At 71.1% G+C, this 16715-nt stretch carries 16 protein-coding genes; 6 read left to right on the top strand and 10 right to left on the bottom strand.

What is annotated here, in order from left to right:
• Window positions 1-23: 23 nt before the first annotated feature.
• Genes AC5P09_RS37885 through AC5P09_RS37900 form a run of 4 tightly spaced genes read left to right on the top strand, consistent with a single transcriptional unit; the run spans window position 24 to window position 4080 of the window.
• Window positions 24-773, top strand: a complete 750-nt coding sequence (locus AC5P09_RS37885) for a LytR/AlgR family response regulator transcription factor (RefSeq protein ID WP_493878235.1) — start codon at window positions 24-26, stop codon at window positions 771-773.
• Window position 774: 1 nt separating this feature from the next.
• Window positions 775-1134 carry a hypothetical protein gene (locus tag AC5P09_RS37890; protein ID WP_266443761.1) on the top strand — a complete coding sequence of 120 codons (360 nt, stop codon included), beginning with the start codon at window positions 775-777 and terminating at the stop codon, window positions 1132-1134.
• A 19-nt stretch (window positions 1135-1153) separates the two neighbouring features.
• On the top strand, window positions 1154-2878 hold the full coding sequence (locus AC5P09_RS37895) for a sodium/solute symporter (RefSeq protein WP_493878236.1): 1725 nt from the start codon (window positions 1154-1156) through the stop codon (window positions 2876-2878).
• Window positions 2875-4080, top strand: a complete 1206-nt coding sequence (locus tag AC5P09_RS37900; RefSeq protein ID WP_493878237.1) for a sensor histidine kinase — start codon at window positions 2875-2877, stop codon at window positions 4078-4080. The genes AC5P09_RS37895 and AC5P09_RS37900 overlap by 4 nt, the downstream gene beginning before the upstream one ends.
• A gap of 18 nt (window positions 4081-4098) precedes the next feature.
• Here the strand turns inward: AC5P09_RS37900 and AC5P09_RS37905 are convergent, their stop codons facing one another.
• The 7 genes from AC5P09_RS37905 to AC5P09_RS37935 form a co-directional block, all read right to left on the bottom strand.
• Window positions 4099-4269 carry a membrane protein gene (locus tag AC5P09_RS37905; protein WP_030041537.1) on the bottom strand — a complete coding sequence of 57 codons (171 nt, stop codon included), beginning with the start codon at window positions 4267-4269 and terminating at the stop codon, window positions 4099-4101.
• Between the two features lie 13 nt (window positions 4270-4282).
• The gene (locus AC5P09_RS37910) at window positions 4283-6208 is read right to left on the bottom strand and encodes a serine/threonine-protein kinase (protein ID WP_493878238.1); all 1926 of its coding nucleotides are present in this window, start codon (window positions 6206-6208) and stop codon (window positions 4283-4285) included.
• Between the two features lie 22 nt (window positions 6209-6230).
• The gene (locus AC5P09_RS37915; RefSeq protein WP_493878239.1) at window positions 6231-7787 is read right to left on the bottom strand and encodes a DUF6777 domain-containing protein; all 1557 of its coding nucleotides are present in this window, start codon (window positions 7785-7787) and stop codon (window positions 6231-6233) included.
• A 30-nt stretch (window positions 7788-7817) separates the two neighbouring features.
• Complete coding sequence (locus AC5P09_RS37920; protein ID WP_493878240.1) at window positions 7818-8768, bottom strand: cytochrome c oxidase assembly protein; 951 nt, start codon at window positions 8766-8768, stop codon at window positions 7818-7820.
• Between the two features lie 204 nt (window positions 8769-8972).
• A complete protein-coding gene (locus AC5P09_RS37925) occupies window positions 8973-9998 on the bottom strand; it encodes a 6-phosphofructokinase (protein ID WP_493878241.1) in 1026 nt (341 codons plus the stop codon).
• Between the two features lie 230 nt (window positions 9999-10228).
• Window positions 10229-10957: a type 1 glutamine amidotransferase gene (locus tag AC5P09_RS37930; RefSeq protein WP_266443788.1), complete on the bottom strand. Its 729-nt coding sequence runs from the start codon at window positions 10955-10957 to the stop codon at window positions 10229-10231.
• Between the two features lie 17 nt (window positions 10958-10974).
• A complete protein-coding gene (locus AC5P09_RS37935) occupies window positions 10975-12213 on the bottom strand; it encodes a DUF1727 domain-containing protein (protein ID WP_493878242.1) in 1239 nt (412 codons plus the stop codon).
• A gap of 146 nt (window positions 12214-12359) precedes the next feature.
• Here AC5P09_RS37935 and def point away from each other — a divergent pair, with 146 nt between their 5' ends.
• The gene (gene def, locus AC5P09_RS37940) at window positions 12360-12899 is read left to right on the top strand and encodes a peptide deformylase (RefSeq protein ID WP_493878243.1); all 540 of its coding nucleotides are present in this window, start codon (window positions 12360-12362) and stop codon (window positions 12897-12899) included.
• A gap of 96 nt (window positions 12900-12995) precedes the next feature.
• Here def and AC5P09_RS37945 read toward each other — a convergent pair whose 3' ends face one another.
• Window positions 12996-13640, bottom strand: a complete 645-nt coding sequence (locus AC5P09_RS37945) for a TetR/AcrR family transcriptional regulator (RefSeq protein WP_493878244.1) — start codon at window positions 13638-13640, stop codon at window positions 12996-12998.
• Between the two features lie 172 nt (window positions 13641-13812).
• Here AC5P09_RS37945 and AC5P09_RS37950 point away from each other — a divergent pair, with 172 nt between their 5' ends.
• Window positions 13813-15039 (top strand): acyl-CoA dehydrogenase family protein, encoded by a 1227-nt coding sequence (locus AC5P09_RS37950; protein WP_493878245.1) that lies wholly within the window; start codon window positions 13813-13815, stop codon window positions 15037-15039.
• Window positions 15040-15076: 37 nt separating this feature from the next.
• Here the strand turns inward: AC5P09_RS37950 and AC5P09_RS37955 are convergent, their stop codons facing one another.
• A complete protein-coding gene (locus AC5P09_RS37955; protein WP_493878246.1) occupies window positions 15077-16291 on the bottom strand; it encodes a cytochrome P450 in 1215 nt (404 codons plus the stop codon).
• Window positions 16292-16458: 167 nt separating this feature from the next.
• Window positions 16459-16695, bottom strand: a complete 237-nt coding sequence (locus AC5P09_RS37960; RefSeq protein WP_053751099.1) for a DUF6213 family protein — start codon at window positions 16693-16695, stop codon at window positions 16459-16461.
• Window positions 16696-16715 lie beyond the last annotated feature (20 nt).

The raw sequence follows: 16715 nt of genomic DNA on the forward strand, positions 1-16715 counted from the left end.
AATAACTCCTACACTCCGGGTTCATGCTGCGCGCCCTGGCTGTCGACGACGAACGCCCCTCGCTGGAGGAACTGCTCTACCTCCTCAAGACCGATCCCCGCATCGCCAGCGCCGAGGGCGCCGGTGACGCGACCGAGGCACTGCGCCGCATCAACCGCGCCCTGGAGTCGGGGCCCGACGGACCCGAGGCGATCGACGTCGTCTTCCTCGACATCAACATGCCCGGCCTCGACGGGCTGGATCTCGCCCGGCTGCTCACCGGCTTCGCCAAGCCGCCGCTCGTCGTGTTCGTCACCGCCCACGAGGACTTCGCCGTGCAGGCCTTCGACCTGAAGGCCGTCGACTACGTGCTCAAGCCCGTCCGCAGGGAACGCCTCGCCGAGGCCGTCCGCCGCGCCGCCGAACGCAGCGACTCCGCTCCCCGGATACCCGTGCACGAACCCGACCCCGACCACATACCCGTCGAACTCGGCGGCGTGACCCGCTTCGTCTCCGTCGACGACATCACGCACGTCGAGGCGCAGGGCGACTACGCCCGGCTGCACACCGACAAGGGCAGCCACCTCGTACGGATCCCGCTGTCCACCCTGGAGGAGCGCTGGCGCTCCCGCGGCTTCGTCCGCATCCACCGCCGCCACCTGGTCGCCCTGCGCCACGTCGGCGAACTCCGCCTGGACGCGGGCACCGTGAGCGTCATGGTCGGGTCCGAGGAACTCCAGGTCAGCCGCCGCCACGCCCGTGAGCTGCGGGACCTGCTCATGAGGAGGCCATGACGTGCCCCAGGACCCCGCCGACCGCCGCGTCGTCGTCACCGGCCCGCCCCGGCGCACTCGCCGGGCTTCCGGTTATTACCGCCCACGCACAGAGATCGACGAACAGACCACCCTCGGCCACACCTACGTCCGCTCCCTGATGCGCACCCAACTGCGCGCCGCCCTCGCCGTGTTCGCGTTCCTCGGCCTGCTCATCGGCCCCCTGCCGCTGCTCTTCGCGGCGCTGCCCGACGCCCGCCGCCTCGAATGGGCGGTCCTCGGCTTCGGCCTCTACCTCCCCCTGGTCCTGCTCGCGCGCTGGTACGTGCGGCGCGCCGAACGCAACGAACGGGACTTCGTGCGCCTGGTCGAAGACCGCTGAACCGGCGAGCCAAAGACCGATGAACTCGAACTACGCCGTCCCGGCCGTCGCCCTCGTCGTGGTGGCAACCGTCCTCGTGGGCGCCTTCGGCCTGCGCATATCCCGCACCACCTCAGACTTCTACGTCGCCTCCCGCACCGTCGGCCCCCGCCTCAACGCGGCCGCCATCAGCGGCGAGTACCTCTCCGCCGCCTCCTTCCTCGGCATCGCCGGCCTGGTTCTGGTCCAGGGCCCGGACATGCTCTGGTACCCGGTCGGCTACACCGCCGGCTACCTGGTCCTGCTCCTGTTCGTCGCCGCCCCGCTGCGCCGCTCCGGCGCCTACACGCTCCCCGACTTCGCCGAGGCCCGGCTCGCCTCCCAGGCGGTACGGCGGCTCGCGGGCGCCTTCGTCGTGGGGGTGGGCTGGCTGTACCTGCTGCCCCAACTCCAGGGCGCCGGACTGACGTTGACCGTGCTGACCGGTGCGCCCGAGTGGCTCGGCGGAGTGATCGTCGCGGCCGTCGTCGTCGCCACCGTCGCCGCCGGCGGCATGCGCAGCATCACCTTCGTGCAGGCCTTCCAGTACTGGCTCAAGCTCACCGCCCTGCTCGTCCCCGCCCTGTTCCTGGTGCTCGCCTGGCAGGGCGACGGAGCCCCTCGCCGCGCCTTCGAGGAACCGGCCACCTTCCGCGAACAGCGGATCGTCCGCGTCGACGCGAGCCTCGACCTCAAGCTGGACGCGCCCCTGACCGTCACGGTGAGCGGCACGGTCGACGGCCGCCCGCTCGACGACCAGCGGCTCCGGCTCCCCGCCGGCACCCACCGCATCGAACAGGGCACCCGGCTGACCTTCGCCAAGGGCGACCGTGTCCCGGCCGCCGACCGCGGCAGCAACGGAGGCATGTCGACCTCCCTGGCCGCGAGCCGAGAGGAACGCCCGCTCTACGCCACGTACGGACTGATCCTCGCCACCTTCCTCGGCACCATGGGCCTCCCGCACGTCGTCGTCCGCTTCTACACCAGCCCGCACGGAGTCGCCGCCCGCCGCACCACCGTGGCCGTCCTCGGCCTGATCGGCGGCTTCTACCTGCTGCCGCCCGTGTACGGCGCCCTCGGCCGGCTCTACGCCCCCGAACTCACCATCACCGGCGACGCGGACGCCGCCGTCCTGCTACTTCCCGGCCGGGTGATCGGCGGCCTCGGCGGCGACCTGCTCGGCGCACTGGTGGCGGGCGGGGCCTTCGCCGCGTTCCTGTCCACGGCCTCGGGGCTGACCATGGCCGTGGCGGGCGTCCTCACCCAGGACGTCCTGCCCACGCGCGGCGTACGGCACTTCAGACTCGGCACGGTCCTCGCCATGGCCGTACCGCTCGCGGCGAGCATGCTGGTCGGCGGGCTGCCGGTCGCCGACGCGGTGGGGCTCGCCTTCGCGGTGTCGGCCTCGTCCTTCTGCCCGTTGCTCGTCCTCGGCATCTGGTGGCGGCGGCTGACCCCGCCGGGCGCTGCCGCCGGGATGCTGGTGGGCGGCGGCTCCGCATTCCTGGCCGTGGCCGCGACCATGGCGGGCTTCCCGGGCACCGGCCCGCTGCACGCCCTGCTCGCCTGGCCCGCCCTCTGGTCGGTGCCGCTGGGCTTCCTCACCATGGTGCTGGTGTCCCTGGCGACGGCGGGGCGGGTACCGGCGGGCACGGCGGCGATCCTGGCCCGCTTCCATCTGCCGGAGGAACTGCACGAGGAACTGCGGGAGGAGGTGAAGGCGTGAGCGGATTCATCGCTGGGCTGTGCGTGGCGATCCTGCCCCTTCTGGCCGCCGGGTTCTGGCTCGGCAGGCGCACCGCACGCCCCCAGAACCTCGGCGGCCTCGGCACCCCCGTCGAGCACGCCACCTTCCAGACCCTGCACACCGCCTCCCTCGCGGCGCCCCCGCTGCGGGCCGGCCTCACGGAGGAGACCGCGCGCAAGTCGGCCCGCCGCTTGCGCACCCTGCTTGGCACGGACGCGTTGTGCCTCACGGACCAGGAACAGGTCCTGGTCTGGGACGGCGTCGGCGACCACCACCGCACCGAGATCATGGAACGCCTCGCCGGCCCGCTGGAATCCGGCCGCGGCGAGGCCTTCCGGCTCACGTGCGACGCCCCCGACTGCCCGGTCCGCTGGGCCGTCGTCGCCCCCCTCACCGTCGACGACCGCGTCCACGGGGCCCTCGTCGCCTGCGCGCCCCGAGAGTCCGCCGTCCTCGTCCGCGCGGCCCAAGAGGTCGCCCGGTGGGTCTCCGTCCAACTCGAACTCGCCGACCTCGACCAGTCCCGCACCCGCCTCATCGAGGCCGAGATCAAGGCCCTGCGCGCCCAGATCTCCCCGCACTTCATCTTCAACTCGCTCGCGGTGATCGCCTCGTTCGTGCGCACCGACCCCGAGCGCGCCCGGGAACTGCTGCTGGAGTTCGCCGACTTCACCCGCTACTCGTTCCGCAGACACGGCGACTTCACCACCCTCGCCGACGAGCTCCACGCCATCGACCACTATCTGGCGCTGGTGCGGGCGCGCTTCGGCGACCGCCTCTCCGTCACCCTGCAGATCGCCCCCGAGGTCCTGCCGGTCGCCCTGCCCTTCCTGTGCCTCCAGCCGCTCGTCGAGAACGCCGTCAAGCACGGCCTGGAGGGCAAGGCCGACAAAAGCCATATCAGCATCACCGCCCAGGACGCCGGCGCCGAGGCCCTCGTGGTGATCGAGGACGACGGCGCCGGAATGGACCCCGCCTTGCTGCGCCGCATCCTCGCGGGCGAGGTCAGCCCCTCGGGCGGCATCGGGCTGTCCAACGTCGACGACCGGCTCCGCCAGGTCTACGGGGACGACTACGGCCTGGTCATCGAGACGGCCGTCGGCGCGGGCATGAAAATCACCGCCCGGCTGCCGAAGTATCAGCCGGGGGTGCACTCGGCGAGCCGCCTCACCGGCGGCTGAGGATCATGTGGCGGTGCGTCATGTGCTGCGGGTGGCCACCATCCCGAGGGTGATCAGCCCCAGCACGACCCAGCCGAACCACAGCCAGCCGTTACTGCCGAGCGCCACCGTATAGGCGGTCACCGCGACGAGTCCGCCGACGGTGAGCACCCCCATCGTCCTGGTCGAGCCGTCCGTGGAACCGGGCATCGCAACACCCTCCTCATGGTTCGTCCCCCTCCATGGTGCCCCCGTTCTGCCTCCGAACGGTGCACACGACGAAATGTGTGCCGTTCTTCCAGGGGCCCTCGCTCGTCCAGGAGCCCGCCGTGTACACAGACGGGTCGAAGCCGTAGTCGGCCGGCGGCACCGCCCGCCCGCACGCCACGTCGGACTCGGTGCGCGCCTCGGCGAGCGTGACACCCGCGCCCAATCGGGTGAACCCGAGCACCTCCTCGTCGTGCGCCCCCTCGCAGGACACCAGCCGGGCGTCCCGGTTGGAGCGCACGTCCAGACAGTCCCGCTTCTGCATGGTCGCCGTGTCCGCGAACGCCGAGCCCGCCTTCCGGTGGCCGCCGAGCGGCCCGTACACCGGCCCGTGCGCGCCCAGCACCAGACAGGCGGTGCGCCGCCCGGCGGCCTCGAAACCGTCCGGCGTCGGCACGACGGCGAAGCTCCGCACGTCCGCGAGCTTGTCCCGGACCTCCTGCGTCCGCTCCTCGCACGCCGCCGGCCCCAGCCGCCGCGCCTCGTCCGCCGACGCGGCCTCGACGAAGGCCAGCACCTGCCCGTCCGGCGCCTGGTCCCGGCAGGTCGGATCCAGCGACAGCCGGGGCGTGCCCTGGAAGCGCTCGGCACCCGCCCAGTCGGCGAGCACACAGTCGCCGTCCCGCAGCGGCTTCGCCAGCCCCACGCCCTCTCCGTACGGCGGCCCGCTCCCGTCGCCCCCGGGAGTGGTCGTCCGGTCCGCGAGGGCGTACCAGACGCCGCCCAGGGCGAGGACCATGCCCAGACCGCACGCGAGGACCGCCCGCAGGGCGTGCGAGCGCTCACGTCGCCGCCTGACCGGCGCGGCCGGCGGCGAGGGCGCGAGGGGCGGCCCGAAGTACCCGTGCGGATCAGGGGAGACGTCCGGCCCGGGCGGCCCCACGCTCGGCCCGAACCCCGGCGGATCCGCGGTCGGCGACGCGAATCCGTGCGGTCCCGCGGGCGGCGCGGGTATCCCCGCCCAGGGCGGCTGCGACCCCAGGTCGGTCTGCGTCCGGGAGTACGCCTCGGCCTGCGGCGCGACGATCCGCGACAGCGCCGCCTCCGCCTCCGCCGCCGACAGCCGCTGCCCGGGATCCTTCGCGAGCAGCGCGGCCAGTACGGGCTCCAGCGCTCCCGCCCGTACGGCGGGACGCGGTTCCTCCATGACCACCGCGGTCACCTCGGCGAGATGCGACTCCCGCTCGAAGGGACCCCGGCCCTCGACGGCGTGGTAGAGCGTGCAGCCCAGCGAGAACAGATCGGCGGCCGCCGTGGGCGCCCCGCCCGTCGCACGCTCCGGCGCCAGATACCCGGCGGTCCCCACGAGCACGGACGCCAGCGTGTAGCGCGTCTCGCCCGCGTCCGGCTGCACGGAGATGCCGTAGTCGGTGAGCAGGACCCGACCGTACGGCGCCCCGGAGCGGTCCGGCGCGAGCAGGATGTTCGCCGGTTTCACGTCCCGGTGCATGACGCCCCGCTGGTGCCCCGCGGTCAGCGCGTCGAGCACGGCGAGGCCCACGCGGGCGCACTCGGCGGGGGAGAGCGGCCCCCGGGTCTCGACCAGCTCACGCAGGTCGGTCGCGCCCGCCACGTACTCCATGACGATCCACGGAAGCCCCTCGTGCTCCAGCACGTCGTGCACGGTCACCACATGCGGATGACCGCGCAGCCCGGCCGCGTGCCGGGCCTCGGCACGGGCCCGGGCGACCCGTGCCTCCCGGTCGTGACCGGCCTCCACCGGGTCGCGGAACACGATCTCCTTGAGCGCGACCTCGCAGGCGAGTCTCTGGTCGTGGGCGAGCCACACATGGCCCATGCCGCCGCTGCCGAGCCGGTTCAGCAGCAGATAGCGGCCGGCGATGACCCGGCCCACTCCCGACGTCGGTGATCCTGAAGGCATCCGGTGACTCCCGGTTCTGCGGCTACGTGGTCGCACCGGCGGATTCACTGCCCGCCGGGGCGCTCGTGACCGGTTCGCTGCCGGCCGGTTCGCTGGTGCCGGGCGCGCTGGTCGGAGGCGGCGCACTGCTGGTGACCGGGTCACTGGTCGGCGGCGAGCTGGTCACCTCCGGCGGCGAACTGGTCGGAGGGTCCGGGGGAGGTGGAGGCGGAGGCGGAGGGGGAGGGGGAGGGGGAGGCGGCGGCGCGCTCGTCGACGGTGGCGCCGAGCTGGGCGGCCGACTCGAAGAGGTGTCGGTGTCCGGCGCCGAGCTGCTCGGCGGGCTCGACGAGGGCGGCGCGGAACTCGACGGCGGGCTCGACCCGGGCGACACCGAACCGCCTGGCGATCCCGAACCGGACGACGCACCGGACGACGCACCGGACGACGCACCGGACGAGGGCGCGGAAGGAGATCCCCCAGGCCCGCTGCTCGACGACGGCGGTGTGCCGGCCGACCCGGAGGACCCGGAGGACCCGGGCGGTGTCGGAGGAGCGGTGGACCCACCGGACGTGCCGTCCGACGTGCCCCCGGACGTACCGCCAGGCCCGCCCCCGCCGGACTCACCCCCGGCCACGCTCAGCGTCACGTACTCCCCGAAGCGCAGCTCGCTCCCCGCCGGCGGATCGGTCGCGGTGACCCTGGCACCGTCCGGCGGCAGCCCCTTGCCGTCGTACCCGGCCGCCAGCCCCGTGTCGGCCAGCTGCCGGCTCGCCTGCCCGAACGTCGTCCCGGCGAGGTTCGGCACCGCGCGCCGCTTCCGGGTGTCGAAGGTGGCATCGTCCTCGCCCGTCGTGCCGACCGGTCGGCTGATGCCCCGCTCGGGTTCCTGGACGTCGACCAGGGCGATCCGCTCCAGCGTCCGGGGCGCGGGCCGCACGGCCACCACCTGGGAACGCTCGTATCCCTGCCATTTCTCGTTGCCGTCCTCGAACTCGACCGAGATCCGGCTCGTGTCACCCTCGAAAGGCCGCAGCGGATTTCCGCACGAGCACTTCACGGCCGGCTGTCCCTGCTGATCCACGAGAATCGCGATTCCCGCCTGGAGCAACGAGTCGTAGGGGACGGCCTTTCCCTTTTTGTAGTCGTGGTTCTTCACGAGAGTGTCGTGACGCAACAGAACAGGTGTGAGTCGTTCCAGATAATCCGGAATCCCGTTCTTCGAGATCCCCAGGGCACGCGCCCACGCCTGTGCTTTCTGGTCGTTCGCGGGATCGGTGAGAAACTGTTCGAGCCGGTCGACATCACAGATCGTCGGCTGTTTCGAACCCCCGTACAGACCGGGTGTGTCCCCCTGCTGCAGGCCGCTGTGCACGGCCCGCGACCGGACCTGGGCATCCCGGCCAAGACCGCTGTTCTCGTCGAAGAACGGCGCCAGCGAGGGCACGCCCGCGGCGACCGCCTTCACCAACGTCAACGGCGTCTCGCTGTCGCAGCCGGTCAGCGCGAGAACGAAAACCAGGAAGCAGGCAATCCTTTTCCCGGCCCTTTGCATAAATGCGCGATGTGTCATCACCGCTCCCCCCGGCGGTTCCCCCATAGCGCTTCATGCTACTGAATAAGAAGCCTTTCAACGCCCGCGTGTGTTCAATGAGGCCAAATAGGCGTTGTATGCCTCGAGTTCCTTGTCGCCGTCCCGGTCGGCGGCCCGGTCCTCGCGCTTGGCCTGCCGCTGCTCGGAGCTGTACCACTGGAACAGCAGGGCGATCAGCACCAGGACGGACGGGATCTCACTGAACGCCCACGCGATGCCGCCGGCCGCGTTCTGGTCGGAGAGCGCGTCGATGCCGAGCGAGGCGGGCGGGTTCTTGAACGTCTCGACCATCGGCTCGGACGCCATCATCAGCGCGATGCCGAAGAACGCGTGGAACGGCATGCCCGCGAACAGCTCCAGCATCCGCATCAGGTAGCCGGGCCGGTTGGGGCCCGGGTCCACGCCCATGATGGGCCAGAAGAACACGAAGCCGACGGCCAGGAAGTGCACCATCATGGCGATGTGCCCGGTCTTGGAGCCCATCAGGAAGTCGAAGAGCGGGGTGAAGTACAGCGCGTACAGGCTCGCGATGAACAGCGGGATGGTGAACGCCGGGTGCGTGATGATCCGCATGTACCGGCTGTGCAGGAACATCAGCAGCACCTCGCGCGGCCCCTTGCGGCCCCGGACCGCGGGCGGCAGCGCACGCAGCGCCAGCGTGACGGGCGCGCCGAGCAGCAGCAGGATCGGCGACAGCATGCTGATCACCATGTGCTGCACCATGTGCACGCTGAACATGACCATCCCGTAGTCGTTCAGCCTGGTGCACATCACGAGCCCGACGGACAGCACACCCACGACATACGCGATCGTCCGCCCCACCGGCCAGGCGTCACCACGCCGCCGCAGCCGCACGACCCCCCACCCGTACAGCGCGAGCCCCACCACGCAGGCCACCAGGAAGAACGGGTCGGCCGACCACTGAAGACCCCGCCCCAGCGTGAACGGCGGCAGATCCATGGTCATGCCGTGCCCGCCGTGATCCATCCAACGGCTCCTGATTCGTGGGGGTTGTACGCGTCTGTCCGCCCCAGCGTAGAACTGCCCCCGGCGACGAATGTCACCGGGGGCAGTGCAACGCCCTCAGGGGCGCGGGGCTGTATCAATATGCGGCTCCGCCGCGTGGGCGCGACAAGCCACCCACGGCCCGCACCGGGCACGCGACCTGCAGTCTTACGGCGCCGCCCGCGGTCAGAGCACGCACTCGGCCTCTTCGTACCGCTCCGCAGGAACCGTCTTCAAGGTCTCCACGGCCTCCGCCAGCGGCACCATCACGATGTCCGTCCCCCGAAGAGCCGTCATCTTCCCGAACTCGCCGCGATGCACGGCCTCCACCGCATGCCACCCGAACCGCGTGGCCAGCACCCGGTCGTACGCGGTGGGCGTCCCGCCCCGCTGCACATGCCCGAGTATCACCGGCCGCGCCTCCTTGCCCAGCCGCTGCTCCAGCTCGATGGACAGCTGCCGCGCTATCCCGGCGAAGCGCTCGTGCCCGTAGATGTCCTTGGCGCCCTCGTCGAAGCTCATGCTGCCGGGCCGAGGCTTGGCCCCCTCCGCCGCGACGACGATCGCGAACCGCTTCCCCGCCTCGAACCGCTCGCCGACCTTCGCGGTCAACTCCTCGATGTCGAAGGGCCGTTCCGGTACGACGATGGCGTGCGCGCCCGCCGCCATTCCGGAGTGCAGCGCTATCCAGCCGGTGTGGCGCCCCATGACCTCGACGACCAGCACACGCTGGTGGGACTCGGCGGTGGTCTTCAGCCGGTCCAGCGCCTCCGTCGCGACGCCGACGGCCGTGTCGAAGCCGAAGGTCACGTCGGTGCCCGCGATGTCGTTGTCGATGGTCTTCGGCACGCCCACGATGGGCAGACCGTTGTCCGACATCAGCCGGGCCGCCTTGAGCGTGCCCTCACCACCGATGGGGATGATCGCGTCGAGGCCCAGCTCCTCGACGTGGCCCCGGGCCCGCTCCACGCCGTCCCGCAGATGGGAGGGCTGGACCCGGGAGGAGCCGAGGATCGTGCCGCCGCGGGCCAGGATGCCGCTCACCGCGTCGAGGTCGAGCTTGAGGTAGTCGCACTCCAGGAGGCCCTTCCAGCCGTCCCGGAAACCGATGACCTCGTCGCCGTGGTCGACGACGGCGCGGTGCACGACGGACCGGATGACGGCGTTCAGGCCGGGGCAGTCGCCGCCGGACGTGAGGACACCAATGCGCATAGCCCGGAATACCTTCTCGAGGGGGCCGGATCCGGACCACATTGTCCGGCTCGATCCCCGCCACCCTAACGGCAGGAGGGGGCGGGGGCGCATCGTGCGTCCGCCTGCTGGACGACCCCGCTCACCTGTGCGGACGGGCCGTCAGACGGGCTGGTTACGGCAGGCTGGACCCCAGATGTCAGGCAGGCTGCTGCGCAGCTGTGTTCACGCAGGCTGCTGCGCAGCTGTATTCACGCAGGCTGCTGCGCAGCTGCGATGCGCTCGTTGCGGAGCGCCTCGTACCACCGGTCGTCGGTCGGCGGCAGCGCGTTGACATCGAGCGCCAGCTTCAGCAGCAGGTCGGCGATCAGCGGATTGCGCGCGAGCACGGGACCGTGCATGTACGTACCGAAGACCGTGTCGTTGTACGCCCCCTCCGTGCCGTCACCCGTCCCGTTGCCCTTGCCGAGGCGGACCTGGGCGAACGGGCGGGCGGTGGGGCCGAGGTGGGTGACGCCCTGGTGGTTCTCGAAGCCGGTCAGCGGGGGCATGCCCAGGCGCGGGTCGATGTCGGCGAGCACGTCACCGACGCACCGGTCGCCCTCGCCCCGCGTGGAGACCACGTCGAGCAGGCCGAGGCCGGGCTCGCGCTGGCCGAGGTCGTTGATGAACTCGTGGCCGAGGATCTGGTAGCCGGCGCACACCGAGAAGACGATCGCGCCGTTCTCGACGGCCCGGTGCAGACCGCCGTCCCGGCGCAGCCGCTCGGCCGCGAGCCGCTGCGGCCGGTCCTCGCCGCCGCCGATCAGGTAGATGTCGCCGGAGGTCGGGATCGGCTGGTCGCTGCGCACGTCGAGCCGGGCCACGTCGAGGCGGCGCTGCCGGGCCCGGCGCTCCACGACCAGGACGTTGCCCTGGTCGCCGTACGTGCTGAGCAGGTCGGGATAGATCCAGACGATCCGCAGGCTGTTGTCGCTCACAAAAGTCCCCTGAGTGGTCAGTTGCCGACGCGGCGGCGCAGGTCCTGGAAGGCGGTGTAGTTGGCGATGACCTCGATGCGGCCCGGCGGGCTCAGCTGCACGGCCTGGTCGAGGTTCTCGCAGACCTGGAAGTGCTGGCCCGCCACCTCCAGACGTACCGCGAGGTCCAGCTTGCGGTCGCCGACGACGCAGATCGGGTGGCCGGTCAGCCGCGTGTAGTCGACGTCCCACAGCCAGGAGGTGTCGGTGCCGTCGGCGCCGCGCGCGTTCACCGAGAGGATCACCGGGGTCGGCGGCGGATCGATCAGGCTGAACGTTTCGAGCCAGCCGGCGGGGTTCTTCGCGAGCAGCAGTCTGAGGTCGCGCTCCATGAACTGCACGACGTCGTACCGGCCGGCCACCGCCTGCACCTGGTACATGCGTTCCAGGGCGACCTGCGGCGGCACGCCGAAGACGGCGGCGACGGCGGCGGAGGAAGCGGCGTTGGCCTTGTTGGCGCGGCCGGGCAGCTGAAGGTGGATCGGCCAGGCGGAGCCGTGCGGGTCCAGGACATGGTCACCGGACAGCGCCCAGCTCGGCGTCGGCCGGCGGAAGCCGCACTCGCCGCAGAACCAGTCGTCGCCCGGACGCTGCATCACGCCACCGCAGGACGGGCAGGACCAGGCGTCGTCCTTCCACATCTGACCCGCGGCGACCCAGATCACGTTGGGGGAGGAGGACGCGGCCCACACCACCAGCGGGTCGTCCGCGTTGGCCACGATCACGGCCTTCGAACCGGCCAGACCCTCACGCCAGTTCTCGGCGAGCATGCGGGTCTCGGCGGCCCGGTCGAGCTGGTCGCGGGAGAGGTTGAGCAGGGCGATGCACTTCGGGTCGGTGTCCCGGGCGACGCCCGCGAGGTACTTCTCGTCGACCTCGATGACGCCGTACCGCGCGTCCGAGCTGCCCGCGAGCGCCGAGGTGATGCCGGCCGGCATGTTGGCGCCGAGCGCGTTGGAGACCACCGGGCCCGCGGCCCGCAGCGCCTCGGCGATCAGGCGGGTGGTCGTGGTCTTGCCGTTGGTGGCCGAGACGAGGACGACGTCCAGGTGCTGGGCGAGCCGGGCGAGAAGGTCGGGGTCGAGCTTGAGTGCCACCCGGCCGCCGATCACGGAACCGCTGCCGCGCCCCGCGGCGCGCGATGCCGCCGCGACCGCCTTGCCCGCGGTCACGGCGATCTTGGCCCGCGGCGAGAGCGGGTCCGAGTTGCCTGCCATCAGTTCTCGATCCTCCTTGCGTACGCGCCGCGCCTCAGCCTCCGGCCACGTGGTGTGGACCTCAGCCTATCGAGATCCATTCGCACTCCCGAATCGCGGCGCCCGCGCGACCTTCGCGTGACAGGGAGGACCGTACCCTTGCCGCCATGCGACACGGCCCGATCCCGGGCGCCCACGGGCGCGTCCGGCCCCTCACGCTGCTCGGCGACGACCCTCTGCACGCCCCCTGCAAGGAGGTCACCGACTTCGGCCCCGAACTGGCGGTCCTCGTGGAGGACTTGTTCGCGACCATGTACGCCGCCCAGGGCGTCGGCCTGGCCGCGAACCAGATCGGGGCGCCGCTACGGGTCTTCGTCTACGACTGCCCGGACGACGAAGAGGTGCGCCACGTGGGCCACGTGGTGAACCCCACGCTCGTCGAAAATGACGGCCTAATGCTCCGCGGCCCCGAGGGCTGCCTGTCCCTACCGGGCCTGGAGGCGGGAACGGAGCGCTACGACCACACGGTGATCGAGGGATACACGGTGACGGGCGAGCCGATCACCGTGCACGGGACGGGCTTCTTCGCGAGATGCCTGCAGCATGAATACGACCACGTGGAGGGCCGAATCTACGCGGACCACCTGAAGGGCTGGCGCCACAGACGCCTGATGCGACAGGCGTCCCGAGCCTCTTGGCGCCGGTGAGTGGACGTACTTCCAGGGGCGCGGGGCTGCATCAATGTGCGGCTCCACCGCGCGGGCGCGACCAGCCCCCACAAACCCGCAGACGAACTACGACGGTCAGAACCCCGGACCCCCCACCTTGTCGCCCGCGGCAGCGAGACGCCCCCACAACAGATCAGCCAGACTCCGCACCAACTCCGCCCGAGAACAAGGCCGTTCCCCCAGCCACCAGTCCCCGGCCGCATGCATCATCCCGACGATCCCATGCCCCCACACCCGAGCCAACTGCTGACTCCCGGGCCCGAGATCCACCCGATCCTCGATGACCTGCGCCAACTCCTCGCCCATCCTGCGGAGCAACGGCACGCTGTGCTTGCCGACGTCGAACCCGGGATCGCCGACCTGCCCCCCGTCCGCCGGATGCATCAGGAAGCGGTACACCTGAGGCCGCGCCTCGATCGCCGCCAGATACGTGTCCAGCGTCGCCTCGACCCGTTCCCGCCGGTCCGCCGGCGCGTCCAACGCGGCACGCAGCGAATCGAGCAGCGCGTCCGTGTGCCGCTTGGCCAAGGCTGCGTAAAGTCCGCCCTTGTCGCCGAAGTGGCGATAAAGGATCGGTTTCGTGATGCCGGCCTCCGCGGCGATGGCGTTCATGGAGGCATGCGGACCGTCGCGCAGCACCACTCTGTCCGCGGCCTCCAGCAGCTCACGCCGGCGACGGTCTGCGGACCGTTGCTGATCGGTCCGCTGCGTGGTGTCCATGTGCTCTCCCCACCCGTGCTGATTAGGTAATGCCTGCGCAAACTAACACTCAGAATGCCTTGTACATCGAACGGGCTGCCGAGCGGGCACCAGGAGTTGACTTTTCCTACCCGCGGGTAACAGACTCGAGTTACCGTTAGTAACACGCACGTGCGTCGCCGCTGGAGGGGACATGGCCGAGTTCACCATGGAGCTCAACGACGAACAGAAGGAGGTCCGGGACTGGCTGCACGGCTTTTCCGCCGACGTCATCCGGCCCGCGGCCGCCGAATGGGACGAGCGTGAGGAGACTCCCTGGCCGGTCATCCAGGAGGCCGCCAAGGTGGGAATCTACTCCCTCGACTTCTACGCCCAGCAGTACTTCGACCCCACCGGCCTCGGCATCCCGATGGCCATGGAGGAGCTGTTCTGGGGCGACGCGGGCATCGCCCTCTCCATCGTCGGAACCGGTCTCGCCGCCGTCGGCGTCCTCGCCAACGGCACCGAGGAACAGATCGGCACCTGGATCCCCCAGATGTACGGCGATGCCAACGATGTCAAGGTCGCCGCGTTCTGCTCCTCCGAGCCCGACGCCGGCTCCGACGTCGCCTCGATGCGTACCCGCGCGGTCTACGACGAGGCCAAGGACGAGTGGGTGATCAACGGCACGAAGACCTGGGCGACCAACGGCGGCATCGCCAACGTCCACGTGGTCGTCGCCGTCGTGGACCCGGAGCTCGGCTCCAAGGGGCACGCCTCCTTCATCGTCCCACCGAACACCCCCGGCCTCTCCCAGGGCCAGAAGTTCAAGAAGCACGGCATCCGCGCCTCGCACACCGCCGAGGTCGTCCTGGAGGACGTCCGGGTGCCCGGCTCCTGCCTCCTCGGCGGCAAAGCCAAGCTGGACGAGCGGCTGGCCCGCGCCCGTGAGCGGGCCAAGGCCGGCGGGGAGCGCGTGAAGAACGCGGCGATGGCCACGTTCGAGGCTTCGCGACCGGCCGTCGGTGCGATGGCCGTCGGTACGGCGCGTGCGGCGTACGAGGTGGCCCTCGACTACGCCAAGACCCGCGAGCAGTTCGGGCGCCCCATCATCGACAACCAGGGTGTGGCGTTCCAGCTCGCCGACATGCGGACGTCCATCGACGCGGCGCGGCTGCTGGTCTGGCGGGCGTCCTGGATGGCGGTCAACGGCAAGCAGTTCACGGCGGCCGAGGGGTCGATGTCGAAGCTGTTCGCGAGCGAGACGGCGAAGACGGTGACGGCGCAGGCGGTGCAGATCCTGGGCGGGAACGGCTACACGCGGGAGTACCCGGTGGAGCGGATGCACAGGGACGCAGCCATCTACACCATTTTTGAAGGCACCAGCGAGATCCAGCGCCTGGTGATCGCCCGCACCTTGTCGGGGATGCCGATTCGGTAGCGCCGTAGGGGTGCTGTGCGCCCCTGAGTTGATCGGCTCACCAGGTGACGGGGAGGGCTTCGGGTCCGCGGATCAACGCGCCCTTCTTGAAGGGGACTTCCTTCGGCGGCACGGCAAGCTTCAGCCCCGGCACGCGGTCCAGCAGCGCGTCGACCAGCAGCTCGGACGCCAGCCGGGCGAGCATGCCGCCGGGGCAGTGGTGCGGGCCGGAGCCGAAGGACAGGTGCGGGTTCGGGCTGCGGGAGAAGTCGATCGTCTCCGGGTAGGGAAAGACGTCCGGATCACGGTTCGCGGAGAGGTACGACACATAGATCGCGTCGCCCGCCCGGATCCGTACGCCCCGGATCCCCACGTCCTCCACGGCGATCCGGGACAGCCCGACCGCGTTGCGGTGCGGGATGTAGCGCAGCAGCTCTTCGACGGCCTGCGGGCGGAGCTCCGGCTCGGCGCGCAGCCGTTCGGCCAGGCCCGGGCGGGTCAGCAGGAGGTAGAACATCTGGCCGCTGTTGTCGGTGACCGCCTCGCCGCCGATCTGGAGCAGCACCGCGAGTCCGGCCGCCTCCTCCAGCGTGACCTCGCCACGGCCCACCGCGGCGCCCAGCAGTGAGCTGACGTCCTCGCCGGAGCTGCCTTCCCTGAGGCCGATGAGATCGGCGAAGTAGGCGCCCATCTCGTTCCTGGCCCTCTCGCTGACCTGGGTGCCGTCCGAGGAGGACAGGATCAGCCGGCTCCAGGCGTGCATGCCGTGCCGGTCGGCCGCCGGGACACCCATCAACTCGCAGATCACGGCGACGGGGAAGGGGGTGAGGACGGTCGCCGTGAGGTCGGTCGGCGGGCCGTCCTGGAGCAGATCGTCGACCAGTTCGTCCAGCATCCGGCGGGACGTCTCGCGGATCCGCTCCACGCCCTTCGCGGTGAAGGCGGCGGCGACCGAGCGGCGCAGCCGGGTGTGGTCCGGCGGGTCCAGGAAGCCGACCGCGCCACGGGCCGGGGTGAAGTGCGGGGCGAGCCGGGTGACCTCCCGGTCCATGACGGCCTCGCGGCCGAACCGCGGGTCGTCGGCCACCATGCGGACGTCCTCGTACCGGGTGACCAGCCAGGCCCAGCCCTCGCCGTTGGGGAGCTGGATGCGGGTGACCGGGCCCTCGCTCATCAGCTCGGTCAGGACCGGGTCGAAGTCGACCCCGTTCAGGTCGAGCGCGGGCCAGTGCCGGATCGGGGGCAGGATCTCGGTGATGGTCTCTTCCGTCATGCCGTGCTCACAGCCGTCCTGTCGTGCGACCGCTGCCGGCGTGGCGGCAACGCGCCGGCTCCGGCGTCTCTTCCGTCGTGGTCCAGTCCACGATCACCCGGCGGGGCGGCGATCTCGCGCGGGGCTACTCCGTACCGGGGAATCCGAGGCGCTGCGGGAGGCGACCGCTATCCGGTCTGCCCGCTGCTGTGAGCGATGCACGCCACATCGATACGATCGGCCAGCTTGGCCAGTTCGATGGTCAACGCCGCCACCGTGTCCTCGTCGAGCCCGTCCTCCCCGGCCTCGACAAGGTGCAGCCACCGACCGCCCACCGTCCGCAACAACTTGCTGACATCGGCGGCAGCCACCTGCAAGGTCCCGCGGTCGTCGACGATCAGAGGCAGAGTCACTTCGCGGTTCACAAAGGGGATCGTAGCCGCGG

The organism is Streptomyces sp. a15, from assembly GCF_059026085.1.

Excerpts from the sequence above, each read along its gene's own strand:
- def (WP_493878243.1), top strand. The coding sequence starts at position 12,360 with ATGCGACACGGCCCGATCCCGGGCGCCCACGGGCGCGTCCGGCCCCTC.
- AC5P09_RS37895 (WP_493878236.1), top strand. The coding sequence starts at position 1,154 with ATGAACTCGAACTACGCCGTCCCGGCCGTCGCCCTCGTCGTGGTGGCA.
- AC5P09_RS37910 (WP_493878238.1), bottom strand. The coding sequence starts at position 6,208 with ATGCCTTCAGGATCACCGACGTCGGGAGTGGGCCGGGTCATCGCCGGC.
- AC5P09_RS37885 (WP_493878235.1), top strand. The coding sequence starts at position 24 with ATGCTGCGCGCCCTGGCTGTCGACGACGAACGCCCCTCGCTGGAGGAA.
- AC5P09_RS37955 (WP_493878246.1), bottom strand. The coding sequence starts at position 16,291 with ATGACGGAAGAGACCATCACCGAGATCCTGCCCCCGATCCGGCACTGG.
- AC5P09_RS37915 (WP_493878239.1), bottom strand. The coding sequence starts at position 7,787 with ATGGGGGAACCGCCGGGGGGAGCGGTGATGACACATCGCGCATTTATG.
- AC5P09_RS37925 (WP_493878241.1), bottom strand. The coding sequence starts at position 9,998 with ATGCGCATTGGTGTCCTCACGTCCGGCGGCGACTGCCCCGGCCTGAAC.
- AC5P09_RS37950 (WP_493878245.1), top strand. The coding sequence starts at position 13,813 with ATGGCCGAGTTCACCATGGAGCTCAACGACGAACAGAAGGAGGTCCGG.
- AC5P09_RS37935 (WP_493878242.1), bottom strand. The coding sequence starts at position 12,213 with ATGGCAGGCAACTCGGACCCGCTCTCGCCGCGGGCCAAGATCGCCGTG.
- AC5P09_RS37920 (WP_493878240.1), bottom strand. The coding sequence starts at position 8,768 with ATGGATCACGGCGGGCACGGCATGACCATGGATCTGCCGCCGTTCACG.
- AC5P09_RS37905 (WP_030041537.1), bottom strand. The coding sequence starts at position 4,269 with ATGCCCGGTTCCACGGACGGCTCGACCAGGACGATGGGGGTGCTCACC.
- AC5P09_RS37945 (WP_493878244.1), bottom strand. The coding sequence starts at position 13,640 with ATGGACACCACGCAGCGGACCGATCAGCAACGGTCCGCAGACCGTCGC.